This is a genomic window from Streptomyces crystallinus (assembly GCF_039521265.1).
Lineage (GTDB): Bacteria > Actinomycetota > Actinomycetes > Streptomycetales > Streptomycetaceae > Streptomyces > Streptomyces crystallinus.
This window is the reverse complement of record NZ_BAAACA010000014.1, coordinates 343790-362954: the sequence shown is the minus strand read 5'-3', so window position 1 is coordinate 362954 and position 19165 is coordinate 343790. Positions and strand designations below refer to the sequence as shown.

18 protein-coding genes are annotated in these 19165 nt (G+C 71.1%); 10 read left to right on the top strand and 8 right to left on the bottom strand.

Going from position 1 to position 19165, the window contains the following annotated elements:
• Positions 1–15: 15 nt before the first annotated feature.
• Positions 16–660: a flavodoxin family protein gene (locus ABD236_RS12240; protein WP_344073508.1), complete on the bottom strand. Its 645-nt coding sequence runs from the start codon at positions 658–660 to the stop codon at positions 16–18.
• A gap of 102 nt (positions 661–762) precedes the next feature.
• Here ABD236_RS12240 and ABD236_RS12235 point away from each other — a divergent pair, with 102 nt between their 5' ends.
• Positions 763–1776: an SDR family NAD(P)-dependent oxidoreductase gene (locus tag ABD236_RS12235; protein ID WP_344073505.1), complete on the top strand. Its 1014-nt coding sequence runs from the start codon at positions 763–765 to the stop codon at positions 1774–1776.
• Positions 1777–1814: 38 nt separating this feature from the next.
• On the opposite strand, the gene ABD236_RS12230 is transcribed toward ABD236_RS12235, so the two are convergent.
• The 5 genes from ABD236_RS12230 to ABD236_RS12210 form a co-directional block, all read right to left on the bottom strand.
• Positions 1815–2999, bottom strand: a complete 1185-nt coding sequence (locus ABD236_RS12230; protein ID WP_344073503.1) for an alcohol dehydrogenase catalytic domain-containing protein — start codon at positions 2997–2999, stop codon at positions 1815–1817.
• A 126-nt stretch (positions 3000–3125) separates the two neighbouring features.
• A complete protein-coding gene (locus tag ABD236_RS12225) occupies positions 3126–3986 on the bottom strand; it encodes a DUF72 domain-containing protein (RefSeq protein ID WP_344073501.1) in 861 nt (286 codons plus the stop codon).
• A 158-nt stretch (positions 3987–4144) separates the two neighbouring features.
• The gene (locus ABD236_RS12220) at positions 4145–4786 is read right to left on the bottom strand and encodes a TetR/AcrR family transcriptional regulator (RefSeq protein ID WP_344073499.1); all 642 of its coding nucleotides are present in this window, start codon (positions 4784–4786) and stop codon (positions 4145–4147) included.
• On the bottom strand, positions 4783–5169 hold the full coding sequence (locus tag ABD236_RS12215; RefSeq protein ID WP_344073497.1) for a VOC family protein: 387 nt from the start codon (positions 5167–5169) through the stop codon (positions 4783–4785). The genes ABD236_RS12220 and ABD236_RS12215 overlap by 4 nt, the downstream gene beginning before the upstream one ends.
• Before the next feature lie 206 nt (positions 5170–5375).
• Positions 5376–6035 (bottom strand): diguanylate cyclase, encoded by a 660-nt coding sequence (locus ABD236_RS12210; protein WP_344073495.1) that lies wholly within the window; start codon positions 6033–6035, stop codon positions 5376–5378.
• A gap of 231 nt (positions 6036–6266) precedes the next feature.
• Here ABD236_RS12210 and ABD236_RS12205 point away from each other — a divergent pair, with 231 nt between their 5' ends.
• The 7 genes from ABD236_RS12205 to ABD236_RS12175 all read left to right on the top strand — a co-directional run bounded on the left by ABD236_RS12205 (position 6267) and on the right by ABD236_RS12175 (position 15048).
• Positions 6267–8756: a molybdopterin oxidoreductase family protein gene (locus ABD236_RS12205; RefSeq protein ID WP_344073493.1), complete on the top strand. Its 2490-nt coding sequence runs from the start codon at positions 6267–6269 to the stop codon at positions 8754–8756.
• The gene (locus ABD236_RS12200; RefSeq protein ID WP_344073491.1) at positions 8753–9244 is read left to right on the top strand and encodes a hypothetical protein; all 492 of its coding nucleotides are present in this window, start codon (positions 8753–8755) and stop codon (positions 9242–9244) included. The genes ABD236_RS12205 and ABD236_RS12200 overlap by 4 nt, the downstream gene beginning before the upstream one ends.
• A 153-nt stretch (positions 9245–9397) precedes the next feature.
• Positions 9398–9595, top strand: coding sequence for a hypothetical protein (locus tag ABD236_RS12195; RefSeq protein WP_344073489.1), 198 nt, complete (start codon positions 9398–9400; stop codon positions 9593–9595).
• A gap of 253 nt (positions 9596–9848) precedes the next feature.
• A complete protein-coding gene (locus ABD236_RS12190) occupies positions 9849–10289 on the top strand; it encodes a hypothetical protein (RefSeq protein WP_344073485.1) in 441 nt (146 codons plus the stop codon).
• Positions 10290–10371: 82 nt separating this feature from the next.
• Positions 10372–11076, top strand: coding sequence for a DUF6766 family protein (locus tag ABD236_RS12185; protein ID WP_344073483.1), 705 nt, complete (start codon positions 10372–10374; stop codon positions 11074–11076).
• A 227-nt stretch (positions 11077–11303) separates the two neighbouring features.
• Positions 11304–14225, top strand: coding sequence for a glycoside hydrolase family 48 protein (locus tag ABD236_RS12180; protein ID WP_344073481.1), 2922 nt, complete (start codon positions 11304–11306; stop codon positions 14223–14225).
• 250 nt (positions 14226–14475) lie between these two features.
• Positions 14476–15048: a dihydrofolate reductase family protein gene (locus tag ABD236_RS12175; RefSeq protein ID WP_344073479.1), complete on the top strand. Its 573-nt coding sequence runs from the start codon at positions 14476–14478 to the stop codon at positions 15046–15048.
• Positions 15049–15105: 57 nt separating this feature from the next.
• Here ABD236_RS12175 and ABD236_RS12170 read toward each other — a convergent pair whose 3' ends face one another.
• Both ABD236_RS12170 and ABD236_RS12165 read right to left on the bottom strand, forming a co-directional pair.
• Positions 15106–15570, bottom strand: a complete 465-nt coding sequence (locus ABD236_RS12170) for a Crp/Fnr family transcriptional regulator (protein ID WP_344073477.1) — start codon at positions 15568–15570, stop codon at positions 15106–15108.
• Positions 15571–15674: 104 nt separating this feature from the next.
• Entirely contained in the window at positions 15675–16298 is a 624-nt protein-coding gene (locus ABD236_RS12165; protein WP_344073474.1) for a TetR/AcrR family transcriptional regulator, read from the bottom strand.
• 173 nt (positions 16299–16471) lie between these two features.
• On the opposite strand from ABD236_RS12165, the gene ABD236_RS12160 reads away from it, so the two are divergent.
• Both ABD236_RS12160 and ABD236_RS12155 read left to right on the top strand, forming a co-directional pair.
• The gene (locus tag ABD236_RS12160; protein ID WP_344073471.1) at positions 16472–17923 is read left to right on the top strand and encodes an amidase; all 1452 of its coding nucleotides are present in this window, start codon (positions 16472–16474) and stop codon (positions 17921–17923) included.
• A 216-nt stretch (positions 17924–18139) separates the two neighbouring features.
• A complete protein-coding gene (locus ABD236_RS12155; protein WP_344073469.1) occupies positions 18140–19135 on the top strand; it encodes a hypothetical protein in 996 nt (331 codons plus the stop codon).
• Positions 19136–19165: the final 30 nt, after the last annotated feature.

The following is a 19165-nucleotide window of genomic DNA, read 5'->3' as shown; positions in this document are numbered from 1 at the left end:
ACCCGCGCGCCGAGGTCAGCTCGCCGGGTAGGGCGCCGCCTTGAGGCGGCGGGCGAGGTGGGCGGTGTTGGCGGCCAGCGTCGCCGTCGTCGCGGCGGTCTTCTCGGGAGTCTTGTCGAGGTCCTGGTAGTCGGTGCCGTGCATGGCCTCGCCCACCCAGTACGTCACCGCGTTGGGCGCCAGGCTGAAACCCACGTCGTTGAGGCCTTGGAACAGGTCGGCGCTCACCTTGTGGGCGCCGTCCTCGTTGCCGACCACGCACACCCCCGCGACCTTTCCGTACGTGAGCATCCGGCCCTCGTCGTCGGTCTCGCCGATCTCCGCGTCGAGGCGCTCCAGGACGCGCTGGGCGAGGCTGCACGGGTGGCCCAGCCAGATGGGAGTGGACAGGATCAGGATGTCGGAGGCGAGGATGGTGTCGCGGATGCCCGGCCACGCGTCGCCGTCGCCCATGTCGGTCTCCACACCCGGCTTGACGTCGTGGTCCGCCACCCGGATCACCTTTCCGGTGACCCCGTGCTCCTTGAGCGCCTCCATGGTCTGCTCGGCCAGGAGCTGGGAGCTGGAGGGAGCGGGGGAGGGGCGCAGCGAGCACACCAGTGCCACCGCGCGCAGCGGGGTCGTGGACGTGGCTTCGGAAGGGGTCTGTGCTGGTTCCATGAACAGACCAGTTCCCCGGTCCTCCGATTCGTACCAGCCTTCTTCCCGTCTTCGACGGACGCGAGGGGGTACCCGGCGGGTGTGCGACTGGAGGTGTGACCCATGGTGGGAATCGGAACCAAGAAGGACCTGAGCGGGCAGTCCGCGCTGGTCACCGGTGGCTCGCGGGGACTGGGGCTGCTGATCGCGGCCCGGCTGGCCGTGCGCGGCTGCCAGGTGACGATCGCCGCCAGGGACGCGGCGGAGCTCGAACGCGCGGCCCAGTGGATCGAGCGGCACACCAAAGTCCCCGCGTCGACCCAGGTGTGCGACGTACGGGACGAGACGGCGGTCGCGGAGGCGGTACGGCGGGTCGCCACCGACCAGAACGGGCTCGACCTGGTCGTCGCCAACGCGGGCGTCATCCAGGTGGCCCCGGTCGACGCACTCGACGCCGACGCGTTCCACGACGCGATGTCGACCATCTTCGACGGCGCCGTCCATGTGTCCATGGCCGCGCTGCCCCACCTGCGCGAGAGCTCCGCCGGTGGCCGCCTCGCGCTCATCGGCTCGGTGGGCGCCCTGCTCGCCGTCCCGCATCTGCTCCCGTACTCCTGCGCCAAGGCGGCCGTGGGCGCGCTCGGCGAGGGACTGCGCAGTGAACTGGACGGCACGGGCGTCTCCGTGACCACGGTCCACCCCGGTCTGATGCGCACCGGCTCCCACCTCCAGGCCGAGTTCGGGGGCCAGTCCTCGCGCGAGTTCGCCTGGTTCTCCGGCCTCGCGGGCGCGCCCGTCGTCTCGATGGACGCCGAGCGGGCGGCGGAGAAGGTCGTACGGGCGCTGGAGCGCCGCCGCACCCGGGTCGTCCTGACCCCGGCGGCCCACGCCGCCGGACTGGCCCATGGGGTGGCCCCCACCGTCGTGACACGTCTGTCGGGAGTGGCGAACCGGTTCCTGCCCGACGCCGGTGGGGCGGCGGGTGACGCAGGGCGCATCCGGCAGGGGCACGCGCTCAAGGACGTCCCTCGCGGAGGCTGGCCGGAGAAGCTCCGCAAGCTGGGCAGCGCCCTCAACGACCGCGCCGCACGCCGCTACAACCAGATGACGCCGGGGCCGCCCACGAGCGCCACCTAGCACAGCACCGGCGTACGGCAGGGTCCGTACAGGCAGGGTCAGGGCTTGAGCAGTGTCTTGACCATGCCGTCCTCCTTCGCCTGGAACATCGCATACGCCTTCGGCGCCTGCTCCAGGGGCATGGCGTGCGTCTTGAAGGAGTCGACGCCGAGCGGGTCCTCGTCCGTCAGCAGGGGGAGGATGTCCTTCACCCAGCGCCATACGTTGGCCTGTCCCATACGCAGCTGGATCTGCTTGTCGAACATGGTCAGCAGCGGCATCGGGCTGGCCGCCCCGCCGTACACCCCCGACAGGGACAACGTGCCGCCCCGGCGGACGAGTTCGATGCCGGCGTACAGGGCAGAGAGGCGGTCGATTCCCGCGCGCTCCATCAGCGGCTGGGCCACCGCGTCGGGCAGCAGACCGGTCATCCACTGCGCGGCCTTGGCGAACGGCGCGCCGTGCGCCTCCATGCCGACGGCGTCGATGACGGCGTCCGCGCCGCGCCCCTCGGTGAGCTCCCGGACGGCCTCCGCCACCTCCTCGCTTCCCCGGCGCACATCGAGGCAGGTCACACCGTGCGCGTGGGCGCGCGAGAGGCGCTCGGGGACGAGGTCGACGCCGATGACGGTACGGGCGCCCTGATGCTGGGCGATCCGGGTGGCCATGTCGCCGATGGGTCCCAGGCCCAGAACGGCGACCGTGCCGTCCTTGGGTACGTCCGCGTACGCGACCGCCTGCCACGCGGTGGGCAGCACGTCGGAGAGGTAGACGAAGCGGTCGTCGGGCGGACCGTAGGGCACCTTGATGGGCAGCTTGTCGCCGAACGGGACGCGTACGAGTTCCGCCTGCCCTCCCGGCACCTGCCCGTACAGCTTCGTGTAGCCGAAGAGCGACGCCCCCATGCCGCGCTCGCGCACCTGCGTGGTCTCGCACTGGGAGTGGAGGCCCTTGTTGCACATGAAACAGTCACGGCACGAGATGTTGAACGGGATGACCACCCGGTCTCCGGGGGCGACCTGCGACACCTCCGGTCCGACCTCCTCGACGACGCCCATCGCCTCGTGACCGAGGATGTCGCCGGGGTCCAGATACGGCCCGAACAGCTCGTACAGATGCAGGTCGGACCCGCAGATCCCGGTCGAGGTGACCCGTACGACGATGTCGTCCGGCCGCTCGATCCGCGGATCGGGAACGGTTTCCACCCGGACGTCCCGCTTGCCCTGCCAAGTAAGTGCGCGCATGACGTGCTGCTCCTGCCGCTCTAGGTCGTCGGTGGCCGCGTGTGGGCCCTTTCCTCGGCGTCCGGGTGCCCGCCGGGGAGGAGGGGTAACGGCCGCCGGCACCGACAGTGCCCGTGCGCACGGCCGCTACCGCGCTGCCAGCAGCTGCGCCATCGTCTCCGCCGCCCGGACCGCCGCGTCCCCGCAGCAGTTGTTGAACAGCGCGTGCACCCGGGCGCCGTGACGGGCGAGTGCCCGTAGGCGCGGGACCCAGGGCTCCAGTTCCTCGGCCGTGTACCGGTGGCGGTAGCGCTCCTCCTTCGAGCCGGTGCCCCAGTGGGGGCTGCGGCCGTGGAACCGTACGACGGACAGCTGCGGCGAAGTGGCCTCGGCGACAGCGGGCATGCCCGGGGCGTCCACGCCCACCAAGGCGATCTGAAGCTCCGACAGGAAGCGCAGGGTGTCGTCGAGTTGGCCGTCGCTGAGCCAACTGGGGTGCCGGAACTCGACGGTGATCGGCACCTCGGCCCGCTTCCTGCACTCCTCGATACGGGCCCGCGCCGCCGCGCCCGGGCGGAACCACGGCGGGAACTGGAACAGCACGCTCCCGAGCCGCCCGGCGGCGCGCAACGGCTCGATGCCCGCGTGGAACCGGGCCCATAACTCGTCGAGGATGGCTTCGGGCAGCTCGCTCGGGCGCAGCCGCGCGGCGGGGGGCCCGACTGGCCGTAGCTCGGCGGGGAGCGCGCGGGCGGGGAAGGGATGCCCGGTGAGGGCCGCGAAGGCCTTCACGTCGAAGGTGAAGCCCGCGGGCGTGCGCCCGGCCCAGAGGCGGGAGTTGTGGGCGCTGGGCAGCGCGTAGTACGTGGAGTCGACCTCCACCACGGGAAACCGTGAGGCGTAGTGACGCAGCCGGCCCTCGGCGTCGCGCGAGCCGGGCGGATACCAACCGGAGGACGCGAGCTCCGGATTGGCCCAGGAACAGGCGCCTACCAGGATTCCGGTCATGAGCGGCGGGGGAGCGGCATGGACGCCTCCAGGGGCAGACACGCGCCAGGTGCGCTGGTGGCGGTCCGGGGGCACGGCCCCGAACGCGGTGACGCATGCCCAGTACCCCGAGATGGCGGTTGCTCTCGTCCTCAGAGGCAGGCTCTCAGGGCCATCTCTCAGTGGTGGGCCGTGGGGTGGCCGCGCAGATGGGCCGGGGTCCGGCTGATGCGGACCAGGTCGTCGAAGTCGACCGCGGCCCCCCGCAGCAGCAGGTCGACGATGTCGCCGGCCGACGGTCCTGCCGTCGCCGTCTCGCCGAGGAGCGCCCGCTGGTAGACCGAGGCGGCGAGGAGGTCGACGAGGACGTGCGGATCGACGTCGGGGCGGAGGTCGCCGCGCGCGACCGCCCTTTCCACGGCGGTCGTCGCGGCCTGTCTGCTGGGCAGGACGAGGACGTCGGTGAGCCGCTGGTGCAGCTCCGGGTCGCGGGCGCAGTCGGCCACCAGCGGTGCCAGGACAGCGCGGGGCAGGCGCTCGTGCAGCGCCGCGTCCAGGAGCCGCACGCTCTGCATCAGGTCGCAGCGGGTGCAGTTGTTGTCGGGGACCGGGGGCACGGCCATGACCGAGGCGAGCGCGTCGATGAGCAGGTCCTGACGGCGGGGCCACCGGCGGCGGATGGCCGCCTTGGTGGTGCCCGCCCGGGCCGCCACCGCTTCCATCGCGAAGCCCGAGTAACCGTGGGCGCGCAGGATGTCCAGGGTGGCGGTCAGGACGGCCGCGTCGATCGCCGGGTCGCGTGGCCGGCCCCCGGCGCTCACTCGGCGTCCTGCGGGTACCAGCGCAGCTCCACGGTGTTGCCCTCCGGGTCCTTGATGTAGACGGACGTGGCGGAGCCGCGCGCGCCGAAGCGGGAATCGGGGCCCTCGAAGACGTCGAGTGTGCCGGAGGCGATGACCTCCTGCCAGTCGATCGGGTCGACGACGAGGCAGATGTGGTCGACGTTGGACTCGCCGCGCGGCCGGTCGAACAGGTCGATGATGCTGTTCGCGTTGATCCGGACGGACGGGAACGGGACCTTTCCGGCCCGCCACTCCTCCACGCGCACCGGCTCGAGGCCCAGCGTCCCGGTGTAGAAGGCGAGGGCGCGCTCGACGTCCTGGACGTTGAGGACGAGGTGGTCGAAGTCCTTGACACGCAGCATGAGAAGAGCCTCTCAGATCAGGTAGATCAGATGGTCCGCTCGGAGTTTCGTTCCGAACCGGGTCGGATCGTAACAGGGCGCGGGCGCGCCTGGGAAGCCCTTCTGGGAGGGGAGTGGGTCCCCGGGCGCGGGCAGCCACTGGATCGCCCTGAAGGCGGACATGATCTACGCCCGAGCGGACGGGCCCGGTGCTCAGGGGAGACGGCTCACCCGGCCATCCGCATGCGCCGAGCACGGAGGCAACGGCGCATCTCCTCCGCGTACGGAAGGGCCACGCCCAGGCTGATGGTGGCGGCCAGGGCGGCCAGATAGCGGGCGGGGAGCGGCCTCTCCTTGGGCAGCAGCTTCCAGTCGTCGGGGCCCGGCCCGCCCCGCAGCGTCGCCCGGACCGCCTCGGGGTGCAGACAGGCGGCGAACGCCATCGCCGTCAGCGGAAGCACTTCGAGGAAGCTGTGGATGTGCTGCTCGATCGGGCGGACCTCGCGCTCCTTGGTGGCGATGCTCACGTCCCACAGCGCGGTGGCGCCGTGCGCCAGCGCGGCGCCGCCCATCGTGGTGAGCACCAACGGGTTGATCTTCGCGAGCAACCCCACCGTCACGGGGAGGCCGGCCTCGGACATCATCAGCGCGTGCACGGCCGACTCCCGCACCCCCGAGGTGTCCTCGATACGGGTGCGCCGGTGCATCCACCAGTCCGCGAGCCCCGGCACCACCCACAGCGGCAGCACACCGTAGAGCAGAAACCGCCGACTGGCCTCCTCGGTCCCGGACACGGGCGTGGAAAGGGGGAGGTCACGGCCTCGCCGCCAGCGGGCCCAGCTACGGGCGGGCAGACCGGTGAGGACGCGTGCGTGGGGACTCGGCATGGCAATCCGTCTCGCCTTCTCGTCGCGTGCTTCCGTCGTGATCTTCCTCGTACGGGACAAGCCTCCCCCCGGGTGACCGGCCTCGCGCGCCGAAAACCCGGGCACGGTGATCTTTCGGCCGAGGCGCGGTGGCCGCCGCGAGGCGCGACGCCCGGCGTTACAAGTGCACCGCGAGGGGTACCGATGACCGGTCGGTGCACGGGCGCCGCAGAAGGTCGCTGGGAGGCGGACATGGACCCGTCGGTGGACCGGATCGCGCAGCCCTGGGGCAGCCGTACACCGTACGGTCGACATGAGGCATGGCCGACCCGGGTGGACACCCATCTGGCGCAGGGGGTCGAGCCGGGTGATGTGGAGCGCTGGGTGGGGTCGGCGTCGATCCTGCACTCCGACGGCGACGCGATGGACATCGCCGTGCGGGACGGGCGCATGGTCGGGGTGCGGGGCCGGGCGACGGACCGGGTCAACCACGGCCGTCTGGGGCCGAAGGACCTCTTCGGCTGGCAGGCGAACTCCTCCCCGGACCGGCTGACGCGGCCCCTGATCCGAGAGGGCGGACGTCTCGTCGAGTGCGACTGGGACACCGCGATGGGCCGTGTCGTCGCCCGCTCCAAAGATCTCCTCGACCACGACGGGCCGGGCTCGATCGGCTTCTACACCAGCGGCCAGCTGTTCCTGGAGGAGTACTACACCCTCGCCGTCCTGGCACGGGCCGGCATCGGCACCAACCACCTGGACGGCAACACCCGGCTGTGCACCGCCACCGCGGCCGAGGCGTTGAAGGAGTCCTTCGGCTGCGACGGCCAGCCCGGCAGCTACGACGACATCGACCACGCGGACGTCATCGCGCTGTTCGGGCACAACGTGGCCGAGACCCAGCCGGTGCAGTGGATGCGCGTGCTCGACCGGCTGGAGGGCAGCGATCCGCCCCGGCTGGTGTGTGTGGACCCGCGCCCGACTCCGGCCGCCCGCAAGGCGACGGTGCATCTGGCACCGCGCGCCGGGACCAACGTGGCACTGCTCAACGCCCTGCTGCACGAGATCATCCGCACCGGCCGCATCGACAAGGACTTCATCGGCGCCCACACGGTGGGCTTCGACGACCTGGCCGCCGGCGTCGAGGACTGTACGCCCGAGTGGGCGGCCGGGATCTGCGACGTCCCCGCCGACGACATCCGGCGGGCGGCGCACGTCATCGGCTCGGCCGAGCGCCTGATGTCCACGGTGCTCCAGGGCGTCTACCAGTCGCACCAGGCCACGGCTGCCGCCGTGCAGGTCAACAACCTGCACCTGATCCGCGGCATGCTCGGCCGGGCGGGGGCCGGCGTCCTCCAGATGAACGGGCAGCCCACAGCCCAGAACACCCGCGAGTGCGGCGCCAACGGCGACCTGCCGGGCTTTCGCAACTGGCAGAACGACACGCACGTCGCCGACCTGGCCAAGGTGTGGAACGTCGAACCGGAGCGCATCCCGCACTACGCGCCGCCCACCCACGCCATGCAGATGTTCCGTTACGCGGAACAGGGCTCGATCCGGATGCTGTGGATCAGCGGCACCAACCCCGCCGTATCCCTGCCCGAACTCGCCCGTATCCGCTCGATCCTCGCCCAGGACCGCTTGTTCGTCGTGGTCCAGGACCTGTTCCTGACCGAGACGGCCCAGCTGGCCGACGTCGTCCTGCCCGCGGCCACCTGGGGCGAGAAGACCGGCACCCTCACCAACGCGGACCGCACCGTGCACCTGTCCGAAAAGGCCGTCGAACCGCCCGGTCAGGCCAGACGGGACCTGGACATCTTCCTCGACTACGCGGCCCGGATGGACTTCCGCGACAAGGACGGCGGCCCCCTCGTCACCTGGCACGACCCCGAGTCGGCCTTCGAGGCGTGGAAGCGGTGCAGCGCCGGACGGCCCTGCGACTACACCGGCCTCACCTACGACCGGCTGCGCGAGGGAACCGGCATCCAGTGGCCGTGCGACGAGCGGTCCCCCCAGGGCACCGAGCGGCTCTACACCGACGGGATCAGCTGGGCGGATCCGCAGGCCTGCGAGTCGTACGGCAAGGACCTGGTGACCGGCGCGGCGAACGAGGCCGCCGACTACCGGGCCGCCAACCCCGAAGGCTCGGCGATGCTGAAGCCCTGCGCGTATCTGCCGCCGCACGAGGCACCGGACGAGGACCACCCCTTCCAGCTCACCACCGGCCGGACCATCTACCACTTCCACACCCGCACCAAGACCGGCCGGGCGCCCCAACTGGCCTCCGCCGCGCCCGAGGTGTGGGTCGAGGCCTCCACCGCCGACGCGGCCAGGCTCGGCTTCCACGAAGGCGACCTGATGGAGGTGGCCACCTCGCGAGGCGCCCTGCGGGCACGTCTGCGGGTCACCGATATCCGGCCCGGCCTGCTGTTCGTCCCCTTCCACTACGGCTACTGGGACACGGCGGGCGGCCATGGCCCGGGCGCCGGCGCGCCCGGCCGCGCCGCGAACGAGACGACGGTCACGGACTGGGACCCCGTCTCGAAGCAGCCGCTGTTCAAGACGGCGGCGGCAGCGCTGCGCCTGGTCGAACGCGGCAGCGGCGAAGCGGCTCCGGCGCCGACCACCACCGCCTCGGCCCCGGCCGACCCGGCCGGGGTGCCCGGCACCGCCGGGGGAGAGGCGGCCCTGGTGTCACAGACCGATGCCCCGACCGGGAGCGAACGGGGAGGGAACAGCCGATGAAAGGCATCGCACTCGTCCTGGGTGTGCTCCACGACGGTGAGCGGCACCTGGCCGGCGAACTCGCCGCCGTGGCCCGACGCCACGAGGGCGAACACGAGGTCCAGCACGTCGCCACCGACCTCGCCGCCTGGTCCCGTCAGCACGTCCAGCGGCTCGGCCGGGCCGCCGGAGCCTACGACCTGAACCTGAGCGAGCCGTCCGACGCGTCCTCCTCCGGCTTCGCGGCACAACCGTGCGGCGCATCCGCCGAACCGCCGGACCGGGCGCCGGAGCCGGGCCTTCTCCTCCTGCGCGACCTGCGCGAACTGCATCTGGCCGCAGCCGCCAACTCGCTGCACTGGGAGATGCTCGCCCAGGCAGCCCAAGCAGGCGGCGACGAGAGGCTCCTCGGCCTCGCCTCCTCCTGCCACCCGCGGACGCTGCGGCAGATGCGCTGGACCAACACCATGATCAAAACCCTGTCGCCCCAGATCTTGACGGCTCTGTGAGGGCGTGGTGGCGTATCGGCAGGCGCGTGGGACCGTATCGATGAGCACGTAGGACCGCAGAGGAACCAACACCGGACCTTCACACGACCGGCCCGTTACCCGCAGAGATGCGGGCACCCGTGAACGGCCGTCTTCTCCGAGGAGTCCGGAACCATGTTCATTGTTGCGTGCCTGTTGCTGCCGACCGTAGCAGCGCTGCTGTACGGCATGGACCGCGTCGAGGAATGGCTGACCCGCGCCCCCCAGCCGGCCCGCCACGCCCGCACCCGCCACCTGCGGCTGATCCCCGGCGGCAAGGAGGACCCGGCGACCCGTACCCGGACCGGACGCCGGGAGTCGGACGCGGCCTGAACCGCCAGGGGCCGGGGCGGCGGTCGTCCTCGACGGGGGTGCAGGACGGTGTGGTCCGGACGGGGGACAGTGGCTCGGTGAGCGGCGCGGTCGTGCTCGGGCGGGTAGGGATAGCGAAACCTTTCGCCCTCTCTGCCCGTCCGAGTCCGCACATGGGAGGAGTTCCGTGGCCGTGACCGTGTCCCCGTGCGAGGACCACAGGGTGCCGGAGAACGCCCCTGGAGCCGGCGGCCTTATGGAGCGTCGGCAGCCGGTGACACGGGCTCCCGGACCCGGCCCGGCACTGCGCCGAGGCGCGGCGTCGGCGCTCTGCGCCGGCGTGGTCGGCGCCCTGCTGACAGGGTGCGGGGCGAGCTCGGCCCGGGTGAACGGGGTGCTGGACGCGGGCCGGGCGTTCCAGCGGGCGGTAGCGGGTGGCGCCTTCGCGGCGGCCTGCGACCTGCTGGCCCCGGGGACGCGCGAGCAGCTGGAAGAGGACGCGAGGGTGCCCTGCGACAAGGCGCTGGCGGGACGGCAACTGCCCACCGCCCGCCCGGGCGACAGCGCCGAGGTGTACGGACGGCAGGCCGCGATCAGCGCGGGCGGGCAGAAGCTGTTCCTGTCGCAGTTCAAGGGCGGATGGAAGGTCGTGGCGGCGGGCTGCACGCCATCGGGCGGCGACAAGCCCTACCGCTGTGCCGTGAAGGGCGGCTGAGCATGCGCGCACTCTTCTTCACCTGCCTCGTCGTCATCTTCGGCGGACTGGGGTACTTCATCGCGATCGGGGCGATGTACCGATGACCCGGCAAAGTCAGGGACGCGAACGGCGCGGCAGCTTCTGGAAGGACAACAGCCTCACCCTCGCCTTCGGAGCGGCGTTCCTGCTCACCTTCCTCGGGCAAGCGCTCGCCGGACACGCCGAGTTCAACGAACAGCTCGCGGTCGACGACCTCCAGTCGCTGAGCCTCGGCGAGTACATGATGTCCTCGGACTTCGCCGTCGATGTCACCGAGAACTGGCAGTCGGAGTTCCTCCAGTTCTTCCTCTACATCTTCGGCACGGTCTGGCTCGTCCAGCGCGGCTCCCCCGAGTCCAAGAAGCTGCACGAGAAAGGCCCCGAATCCGACCGCGACCAGCGCATGGGCGACCACGCGCGGGAGGACTCCCCGCGCTGGGCGGGCACCAAGGACTGGCGGCAGCTGGTCTACTCCCGCTCCCTCGGCATGCTGATGGGCCTGCTGTTCGTGCTGTCCTGGCTCGCCCAGTCGATCTCGGGAGTGGCCGCCCACAACGAACAGCAACTGCGCCAGCTCCAGGACCCGATCAGCTGGGGCTCCTACCTGGTGTCACCCGAGTTCTGGTCCAGAACGCTGCAGAACTGGCAGTCCGAACTCCTGGCGGTCGCCGCGATGGTCGTCCTCTCCGTCTACCTCCGCCAGCGCGGCTCCCCGGAGTCCAAGCCGGTCGGCGCGCCCCACAGCGCGACGGGCCTCGAGGGCTGAGGCCCCCCGGGCCCGGGGGCGTGAGCACTGCGGACCTCAGCCCATGGACAGCCCCTCGGCCATGGGTAGTTGGGGCATCTCGCGCCCCATAGGGATTCTCCGTCCAATCGCAGAACTCCCCTTGACAGCCCCTCCTCGGCTCATGCAGTTTGGGAGCGCTCCCACAGGTTCCTAGTTCGCGCACAGCACCGCGTCCCCGTCACCGAGCCGCTTGGAGTGACCCCCACATGTCCTCGCGCACCAGAGGCAGGCGAGGCTTACGCCGCCTGCTCCTCACCTACGCCACCGCACTCTCGATACCCCTCGGAGCCATCGCCGCCGGAGCTGTCCCCGCGGCTCACGCCGCCTCTGTCCAGTGCGGTGTCGACTACAAGACCAACGACTGGGGGTCCGGCTTCACCGCCGACCTCACGGTGACCAACCGGGGCTCCGCCGCCATCGACGGCTGGACCCTGACGTACGCGTACACCGGCAACCAGCAGCTGACCAACGGCTGGAACGGCACCTGGACGCAGTCCGCCAAGACCGTTACCGTCCGGGCCGCCGACTGGAACAAGACCATCGCCGCAGGTGGCGCCGTCACCACCGGCGGTCAGTTCACCTACAGCGGCACCAACACCGCGCCCACCGCCTTCGCCGTCAACGGCACCCCCTGCACCGGCGCCCATCAACCCCCGATCACCGTGCTGACCAGCCCGGCGGCGGGCGCCACCTACACGGTGGGGGACCCGGTCCCGTTCGCCGCGACGGCGGCCGGTGCGGACGGGGCATCGATCAGCAAGGTGGAGTTCTACAGCGACACCACCCTCCTGGGCACCGACACCACCGCGCCCTACTCCTTCTCCGCGACCGGGCTCGCGGCGGGTGACTACTCGGTGTACGCCAAGGCGTATGACAGCCTGGGCGCCTCGGCCGAGTCCGCGCCCGTCGGTATCCACGTCACCAGCGGCCCCGCCGTCGTCGTCTCACCCGCCCAACTGGCCGTCCAGCAGGGCAAGTCGGCGACCTTCGGCGTCAAGCTGTCCACTCAGCCGACCGCCGATGTGACCGTGAGCGTCGCCCGCGCCTCCGGAAACACCGGGCTCTCCCTCACCTCCGGCGCGAGCCTGGTCTTCACCCCGTCGAACTGGAACACCGCCCAGCAGGCGACGGTCACCGCCGACGCGACCGGCACCGGCGCCGCCGTCTTCGCGGCGACGGCCCCCGGCCACACCCGGGCCGAGGTCACCGCCACCGAACTGGCCGCGTCCAAGACGTACGACGCCCGCTTCCTCTCGCTGTACGGGAAGATCACCGACCCGGCGAACGGCTACTTCTCGCCGAAGGGCATCCCGTACCACTCCGTGGAGACGCTGATCGTCGAGGCGCCCGACCAGGGGCACGAGACGACGTCGGAGGCCTACAGCTATCTGATCTGGCTCCAGGCCATGTACGGCAAGGTCAGCGGTGACTGGTCCAAGTTCAACGGTGCCTGGGACACCATGGAGAAATACATGATCCCCGGCCACACCGACCAGCCCACCAACTCCTTCTACAACGCCTCGAAGCCGGCCACATACGCACCCGAGGCGGACCTGCCCTCGCAGTACCCGGCTCAGCTCGACCCGTCCGTCCCGGTCGGCAACGACCCCATCGCCGGCGAGCTGAGGAGCGCGTACGGCACCGACGACATCTACGGCATGCACTGGCTGGAGGACGTCGACAACGTCTACGGGTACGGCAACGCCCCCGGCAGCTGCGAGGCCGGGCCGAGCGCCGCCGGGCCCTCCTACATCAACACCTTCCAGCGCGGCCCCCAGGAGTCCGTCTGGGAGACCATCCCCCAGCCGACCTGTGACACCTTCAAGTACGGTGGGAAGAACGGGTACCTGGACCTGTTCACCAAGGACTCCTCGTACGCGAAGCAGTGGAAGTTCACGGACGCCCCCGACGCCGACGCACGCGCCGTGCAGGCCGCCTACTGGGCGGACGTATGGGCCAAGCAGCAGGGCAAGGGCGCCTCGGTCACCGCGACCGTCGCCAAGGCGGCGAAGATGGGTGACTACCTGCGCTACGCGATGTACGACAAGTACTTCAAGCAGCAGGGCAACTGCGTCGGGCCCACCACCTGCCCGGCGGGCAGCGGCAAGAACAGCTCCAGCTATCTGCTGTCCTGGTACTACGCCTGGGGCGGCGCCACCGACACCTCGGCGGGCTGGGCCTGGCGCATCGGATCCAGCCATGTGCACGGCGGCTACCAGAACCCCCTGGCCGCCTGGGCGCTCAGCTCGTACGCCGACCTGAAGCCCAAGTCGGCGACGGGAGCCGCCGATTGGGGCACCAGCCTGAAGCGGCAGCTGGAGTTCTACCGCTGGCTCCAGTCCGACGAGGGTGCCATCGCGGGCGGCGCCACCAACAGCTGGCAGGGCCGGTACGCGGCCGCCCCGGCCGGCACACCCACCTTCTACGGCATGTACTACGACGAGGCCCCCGTCTACCACGACCCGCCCTCCAACCAGTGGTTCGGCTTCCAGGCCTGGTCGATGGAGCGGGTCGCCGAGTACTACCAGCAGACGGGTGACGCGGCCGCCAAGGCCGTCCTGGACAAGTGGGTCGCCTGGGCGCTGTCCAAGACGACCGTCAACCCCGATGGCACCTACCGCATCCCGTCCACCCTCCAGTGGTCCGGCAAGCCCGACACCTGGAACGCGGCGTCCCCCGGCGCCAACGCGGGCCTGCACGTCACCGTCGCCGACTACACCGACGACGTGGGCGTCGCCGCCGCCTACGCCAAGACGCTCAGCTACTACGGCGCCAAGTCCGGTGACCCGGCGGCGAAGAGCATGGCGAAGAAGCTGCTCGACGGTATGTGGGACCACAACCAGGACGCGCTGGGCATCGCGACCCCGGAGACCCGTACCGACTACAAGCGGTTCGCCGACCCGGTGTACGTGCCGAGCGGCTGGAGCGGGACGATGCCCAACGGCGACAGGATCGACTCGGCGTCCACCTTCACCTCCCTGCGCTCCTTCTACAAGAACGACCCGGCCTGGTCGAAGGTCGAGGCCTATCTCAAGGGCGGCGCCGCGCCCGTCTTCACCTACCACCGGTTCTGGGCCCAGGCCGATATCGCGATGGCCATGGGCGCGTACGCGGAGCTGCTCGAATGACCGGCTGACAGCTCCGTGGCCCCGGTCCGTCCGGCCCGCCCCGCAGGGACGGGCCGGGGCCCTCATGCCCTCGGGTCGAGCGCCCCGCGCGTGGCAGCTCCTGGAAGCACCGGAAAAACGCGTGCGGGCCGATGAGTTTTCCGGAGGCTCCCAGTCATAGATCATGGTTGGTGCGCGGCGGCCGTGTGTGTGGGCGCCGCGCACCCGCCTGAGCAGCCGAATTCCTATACATAGACACCGAGGAACCCAGATGCGCACCTTGATCAGCACGGCTTTCATCTCGCTCGACGGCGTCGTTGACTCCCCGGGCGGCGAGGCCGGTTACCGCAACGCCGGGTGGACCTTCAAGGGCATCGACTTCCTCCCCGAGGCCTTCGAGATCAAGGGCCGTGAGCAGAAGGAAGCCACCGCGATGCTGCTGGGGCGCACCAGCTACCAGGCGTTCAGCGCGGTGTGGCCCGACATGGAGGACTTCGCCGACTACAAGGTGATGCCGAAGTACGTCGTCTCCACCACCCTCGCCGAGGACGACCTGGTGACCAACTGGGGCGAGACCACGATCCTGCGCTCGCTCGACGACGTCGCCGCGCTCAAGGAGACCGAGGGCGGCCCGATCATCGTCCACGGCAGCGCCGCCCTCAACCAGAGCCTCTCGGACGCCGGCCTGATCGACCGTTACCACCTGCTGGTCTTCCCGCTCCTGCTCGGCGCGGGCAAGCGCCTGTTCAGCGGTACGGACAAGGACACCCAGAAGCTGAAGCTCGTCGAGCACGAGGCCTACGCCAACGGTCTCCAGAAGAACGTGTTCGACGTCGTGCGCTGACGGGGGCCGCGCGGTCCGTCCGGCTGCCCGGGAACGGGGGCGGGGGCGGGGGCGGGGTCACAGAAGGCTGTCGCTTCCGCTGCCGTGCGGCGCGTACAGGTCGAGCAGCCGGATGCGGGCCGCGTGCAGCCGGTGGGCGAGGACGCGGCCCACCCACGCTCCGACCGCCGCCGAGAAGGCGACGTCGTCGTCCATCATGGTGCGTACGGAGGCCGCGTCGAACTCGTACGTACGCACCGGAGTCATCGCCTCGGCGCCCAGCTGCCACACATACGGCCGGAACATCCACGACCAGCCCACCAGCTCGCCGGATCCCAGCTGTCCGATCACGGCCGGGCGTCTGCCGGGCACATGCATGTCCAGGGTGACGGTGCCGGAGCGCACGATCCAGAACCGGTCGGCGTGGCCGCCCTCGTTGAAGAGCCGGGTCGAGGCGGGAAAATTGATCTCGTGCGCGATGCTCATGAGGCGGTCGCGGTACTCGACCGGAAGCGCGGTGGTGATCGAGGTCGGATTGCTCATGGACGGCCTCCTTGTCCGGTTTCCCCTCCAGTGTCGCCCTGCCGCCGCTTCTGCGCGGGACGGCGCCGGATTCGCCCGGGCGAAGCCCGCCCCTACGGGCGCGGTCAGCCCGCGGCGGCCACCCGCGAGGTCTCGGCGCGGTGCCGGTCCACGATGGCCTCGACGATCCGCATCAGCCGTTCCCCGGCCCGGTCGACGCTGCCGTTCTGCGTGCTGACCTGCGCGCCTTCGAGCACGAAGGTGATCTCCGCGGCCGCCTGCTCGGGGTCGGGCAGCCCGGCGCCGGTGCACATGGCGACCAGTCGGCGGAGCTGGAGGGCCTTGTGCTGCTCGATCACCTGCCGCGCGGGGTGGGAGCGCTCGGGCAGCTCGGCGAGCGAGTTGATGAACGGGCACCCCCGGTGCGAGAGCGTCGGCAGCCCCTCGGCGATGAAGCGGGCCAGACCGAGGATCTGCTCCCTGGGGCGGTCGGGGTGGGCCGCCTCGACCCGGTCGAAGGCCGCCTGGTAGTCGGCGGCGAGGATCCGCAGCCACTCGGCGACCAGCGCGTCCTTGGTCTCGAAGTGCCGGTAGATCGCCATCTTGGTGGTCTCGGCCCGCTCGGCGATCGCCTGGACGCCCACCCGCAGGATCCCCTCGCTCTGGAAGAGCTCCTCCGCCGCGTCGAGGATGCGCTCACGGGGCGGCAGCTTGGCCACTCTGCCCGGCCTGCTGGCGGTCGATGCCATGACTGCTCCCTTGCGTCCGGTCCGTCATGAGCCCGTGTCGCCGACGAGCCCGTACGGCGAACGAGCCCGACTTGTGAGCCCCTCACTTCCTGTTACGGTACCAGTCCGTGCCATGCGATACCGATCGGTATCGAAGAGCACGCAACGGTATCGTTCTCGCGTGGGGAGTGGCAGTGAAAGTGACCGAGTACGTGAAGTTCGACGCGGTGGAGCTCGCGGAGCTGGTGGCCAGAGGCGAGGTGAGCCCCACCGAGCCGGAAACCGCCGCACGCGAGGCGGCCCGGGTGGTCGACCCCCGGATCAACGCGATCGCGGAGACCTGGCCGACCGACGACGCGCCCACGCCCGGCGGCGCGCCCCTGGCCGGAGTGCCGTTCCTGATCAAGGACATGGCCGTCACCATGGCCGGGAGGCGCACGGAGCTCGGCAGCCGTCTCGCGGCCGACCACGTCGCCGACGCCGACTCCTTCCTCATGCGGCGCTTCCGCCGCGCCGGACTCGTGACGTTCGGGCGCACCACGACCCCGGAGATGGCGTACAGCACCACGACGGAGCCCGTGCTGTACGGGCCGACCCGCAACCCCTGGGACCCGGCGCGGAGCGCGGGCGGATCCAGCGGGGGAGCCGGCGCGGCCGTGGCCGCCGGGGTCGTCCCCGTCGCGCACGCCACCGACGCCCTCGGCTCGATCCGCATACCCGCCGCCTACAACGGCCTCTTCGGGCTGAAGCCCACCCGTGGCCGGGTCTCCATGGGCCCGGACGTCGACGAGGTCTTCAACGGGCTGGCCGTGCAGGGGAGTGTCAGCCGTACGGTCCGTGACAGTGCGGTGCTGCTCGACCAGATCCGCGGGCCCGAAAGGGGCGACCCCTACTTCGCCGAGGAGCCGCGCCGCCCGTACGCCGAGGAAGTCACCCGCTCCCCGGGCTCGCTGCGGATAGGGGTGCTGGCCCAGGCGTGGGGCGGCCGCCGCACCGTCCCACCCGTGGCCGACGCCCTGTCCCGTACCGTGCTGTTGCTCGAATCCCTCGGCCACCGGGTGGAGGAGGCAGAGGCCGGGCTCGGCGCCGGGTGGGAGGAGTACGTTCAGGCCAACGCCTGTCTGCTGACGGCGAATCTCACGGCCTGGGTCGACGAGCTGGCCGCTGCCTTCGACCGGCCCGTCGACTCCTCCACCCTCGAACCGGTGACCCTCGCCGGCTACCACTACGGGAGGCGCGTCAGCGGCCCCCAGCTCGTGACCGCGCTGGCGGTCCGCAACCGGGTGGCCCGAAGCCTGGCACGGCACTTCACGTCGTACGACATGCTGCTCACCCCGACCGTCCCGGAACTGCCCGTGCCGTTGGGGACTCATGGAGGGGGCGCGGCGGCGCTGGACGGACTCGGCTGGATCCGCCGCCTCTTCGACCTCTCGCCGTTCACCGCGGCGTTCAATGTGGCAGGCACGCCCGCCATGTCGGTGCCGCTGACAGCCGACATCGAGACAGGCCTTCCCATCGGTATGCAGTTCGCCGCCGGGTACGGACGCGAAGGGCTTCTCTTCCGCCTCGCCGCCCAACTCGAACAGGCCAGCCCCTGGTCGAAGCGGACCCCCGGGGTGTGGGCGGGAGAGGAGACCGGCCGCTGAGGTCAACCTGCGGGAAGGGGGGTGCAGGCGGCTGTCACCCCCCAGTTCTGGGGGTTGTCGCGCTGCCGCCTCCAACGCCAGGGTCAGGTTTGTCAGTTGTCAGGGCATGGCCATCTCACAACAGCGGGAGCGGGTATGAGGAGATCGACGGCAGACGGACTTCCGGGTGCGGGAGACCGGGCGGCGGCATCGCGCGAATCGCTCAGCCGCAGGAGCGTGCTGCGAGCGGGTGGGCTGGCCGTGGCGGCAGCGGGTCTCACCGGCCTCGCTGCCCCGGTGGCGTCGGCGGCCGTACGGGGAGAGCGCGGCCAGGCGCTCGCCGACAGCGGTACGTTCATGGCCTGGAAGGGCGTCACGGGGGACCAGCGGATCTGGTGGAACGGCCTGCAGAGCGGCGGTGGGGGCTGGACCGGCCCGCAGTCGGTGCCCAATGCCTTCACGAGCGCCGGGGTCGCCCTGGCCGGGCAGGGCGGTGGGCCGCTCCATATGACCTGGAAGGGTGTCGAGGGCGACGAGCGCGTCTGGTGGAGCTGGTACGACGGCGGTGGCTGGAGCGGTCCGCAGCCCGTGCCCGGCGCCAGCAGCAGCGTAGGCCCCGCCGTCGCCCCCTACGCGGGGCTCTTCATGGCCTGGAAAGGGGTGACCGGGGACCAACGCATCTGGTGGAACAGCTACTTCGGCGGCTGGACGGCCCCCCAGGTGGTCCCCGACGCCAGCACCAGCTTCGCGCCCGCGCTGGCGGTCAGGAAGAACGGCTACAACGATCTCTACATGGCGTGGAAGGGCGTCGAGGGCGACCAGCGGATCTGGTGGAACACCTATCTGGGCGGTTCCAGCGGCCGGAACAACTGGACGGGTCCGCAGCCGATCGCCGGTGCCTCCACCAGCGCCGGGGTCGCCCTGACCGGACCGTACGACGGGAGCCTGCACATGGCGTGGAAAGGCGCGGCGGGCGATCAGCGGATCTGGTGGAGCCGGCTCTACCCGGGGTCGTCCACCTGGACCGCCCCGCAGCCGGTGCCCAACGCCAACACCAGTGTCGGCCCCGCACTCACCGTCTACGGCGACTCCGTCCACATGACCTGGAAGGGTGTCGAGGGCGACGAGCGCGTCTGGTGGAGCCGATTGAGCGGCACCACCTGGACCGCCCCGCAGCTCGTTCCCGGCGCGAGCAGCAGCTTCCGCCCGGCGCTGGCGACGCTGGGGGTGTGACCGCGTGAGGTGTGAGCAGGCCCACGGACG

Coding starts and splice junctions, on each gene's coding strand:
- ABD236_RS12195 (WP_344073489.1), top strand. CDS start 9,398: ATGTTCATTGTTGCGTGCCTGTTGCTGCCGACCGTAGCAGCGCTGCTG.
- ABD236_RS12175 (WP_344073479.1), top strand. CDS start 14,476: ATGCGCACCTTGATCAGCACGGCTTTCATCTCGCTCGACGGCGTCGTT.
- ABD236_RS12185 (WP_344073483.1), top strand. CDS start 10,372: ATGACCCGGCAAAGTCAGGGACGCGAACGGCGCGGCAGCTTCTGGAAG.
- ABD236_RS12200 (WP_344073491.1), top strand. CDS start 8,753: ATGAAAGGCATCGCACTCGTCCTGGGTGTGCTCCACGACGGTGAGCGG.
- ABD236_RS12165 (WP_344073474.1), bottom strand. CDS start 16,298: ATGGCATCGACCGCCAGCAGGCCGGGCAGAGTGGCCAAGCTGCCGCCC.
- ABD236_RS12225 (WP_344073501.1), bottom strand. CDS start 3,986: ATGACCGGAATCCTGGTAGGCGCCTGTTCCTGGGCCAATCCGGAGCTC.
- ABD236_RS12230 (WP_344073503.1), bottom strand. CDS start 2,999: ATGCGCGCACTTACTTGGCAGGGCAAGCGGGACGTCCGGGTGGAAACC.
- ABD236_RS12205 (WP_344073493.1), top strand. CDS start 6,267: ATGGACCCGTCGGTGGACCGGATCGCGCAGCCCTGGGGCAGCCGTACA.
- ABD236_RS12240 (WP_344073508.1), bottom strand. CDS start 660: ATGGAACCAGCACAGACCCCTTCCGAAGCCACGTCCACGACCCCGCTG.
- ABD236_RS12235 (WP_344073505.1), top strand. CDS start 763: ATGGTGGGAATCGGAACCAAGAAGGACCTGAGCGGGCAGTCCGCGCTG.
- ABD236_RS12210 (WP_344073495.1), bottom strand. CDS start 6,035: ATGCCGAGTCCCCACGCACGCGTCCTCACCGGTCTGCCCGCCCGTAGC.
- ABD236_RS12180 (WP_344073481.1), top strand. CDS start 11,304: ATGTCCTCGCGCACCAGAGGCAGGCGAGGCTTACGCCGCCTGCTCCTC.
- ABD236_RS12170 (WP_344073477.1), bottom strand. CDS start 15,570: ATGAGCAATCCGACCTCGATCACCACCGCGCTTCCGGTCGAGTACCGC.
- ABD236_RS12215 (WP_344073497.1), bottom strand. CDS start 5,169: ATGCTGCGTGTCAAGGACTTCGACCACCTCGTCCTCAACGTCCAGGAC.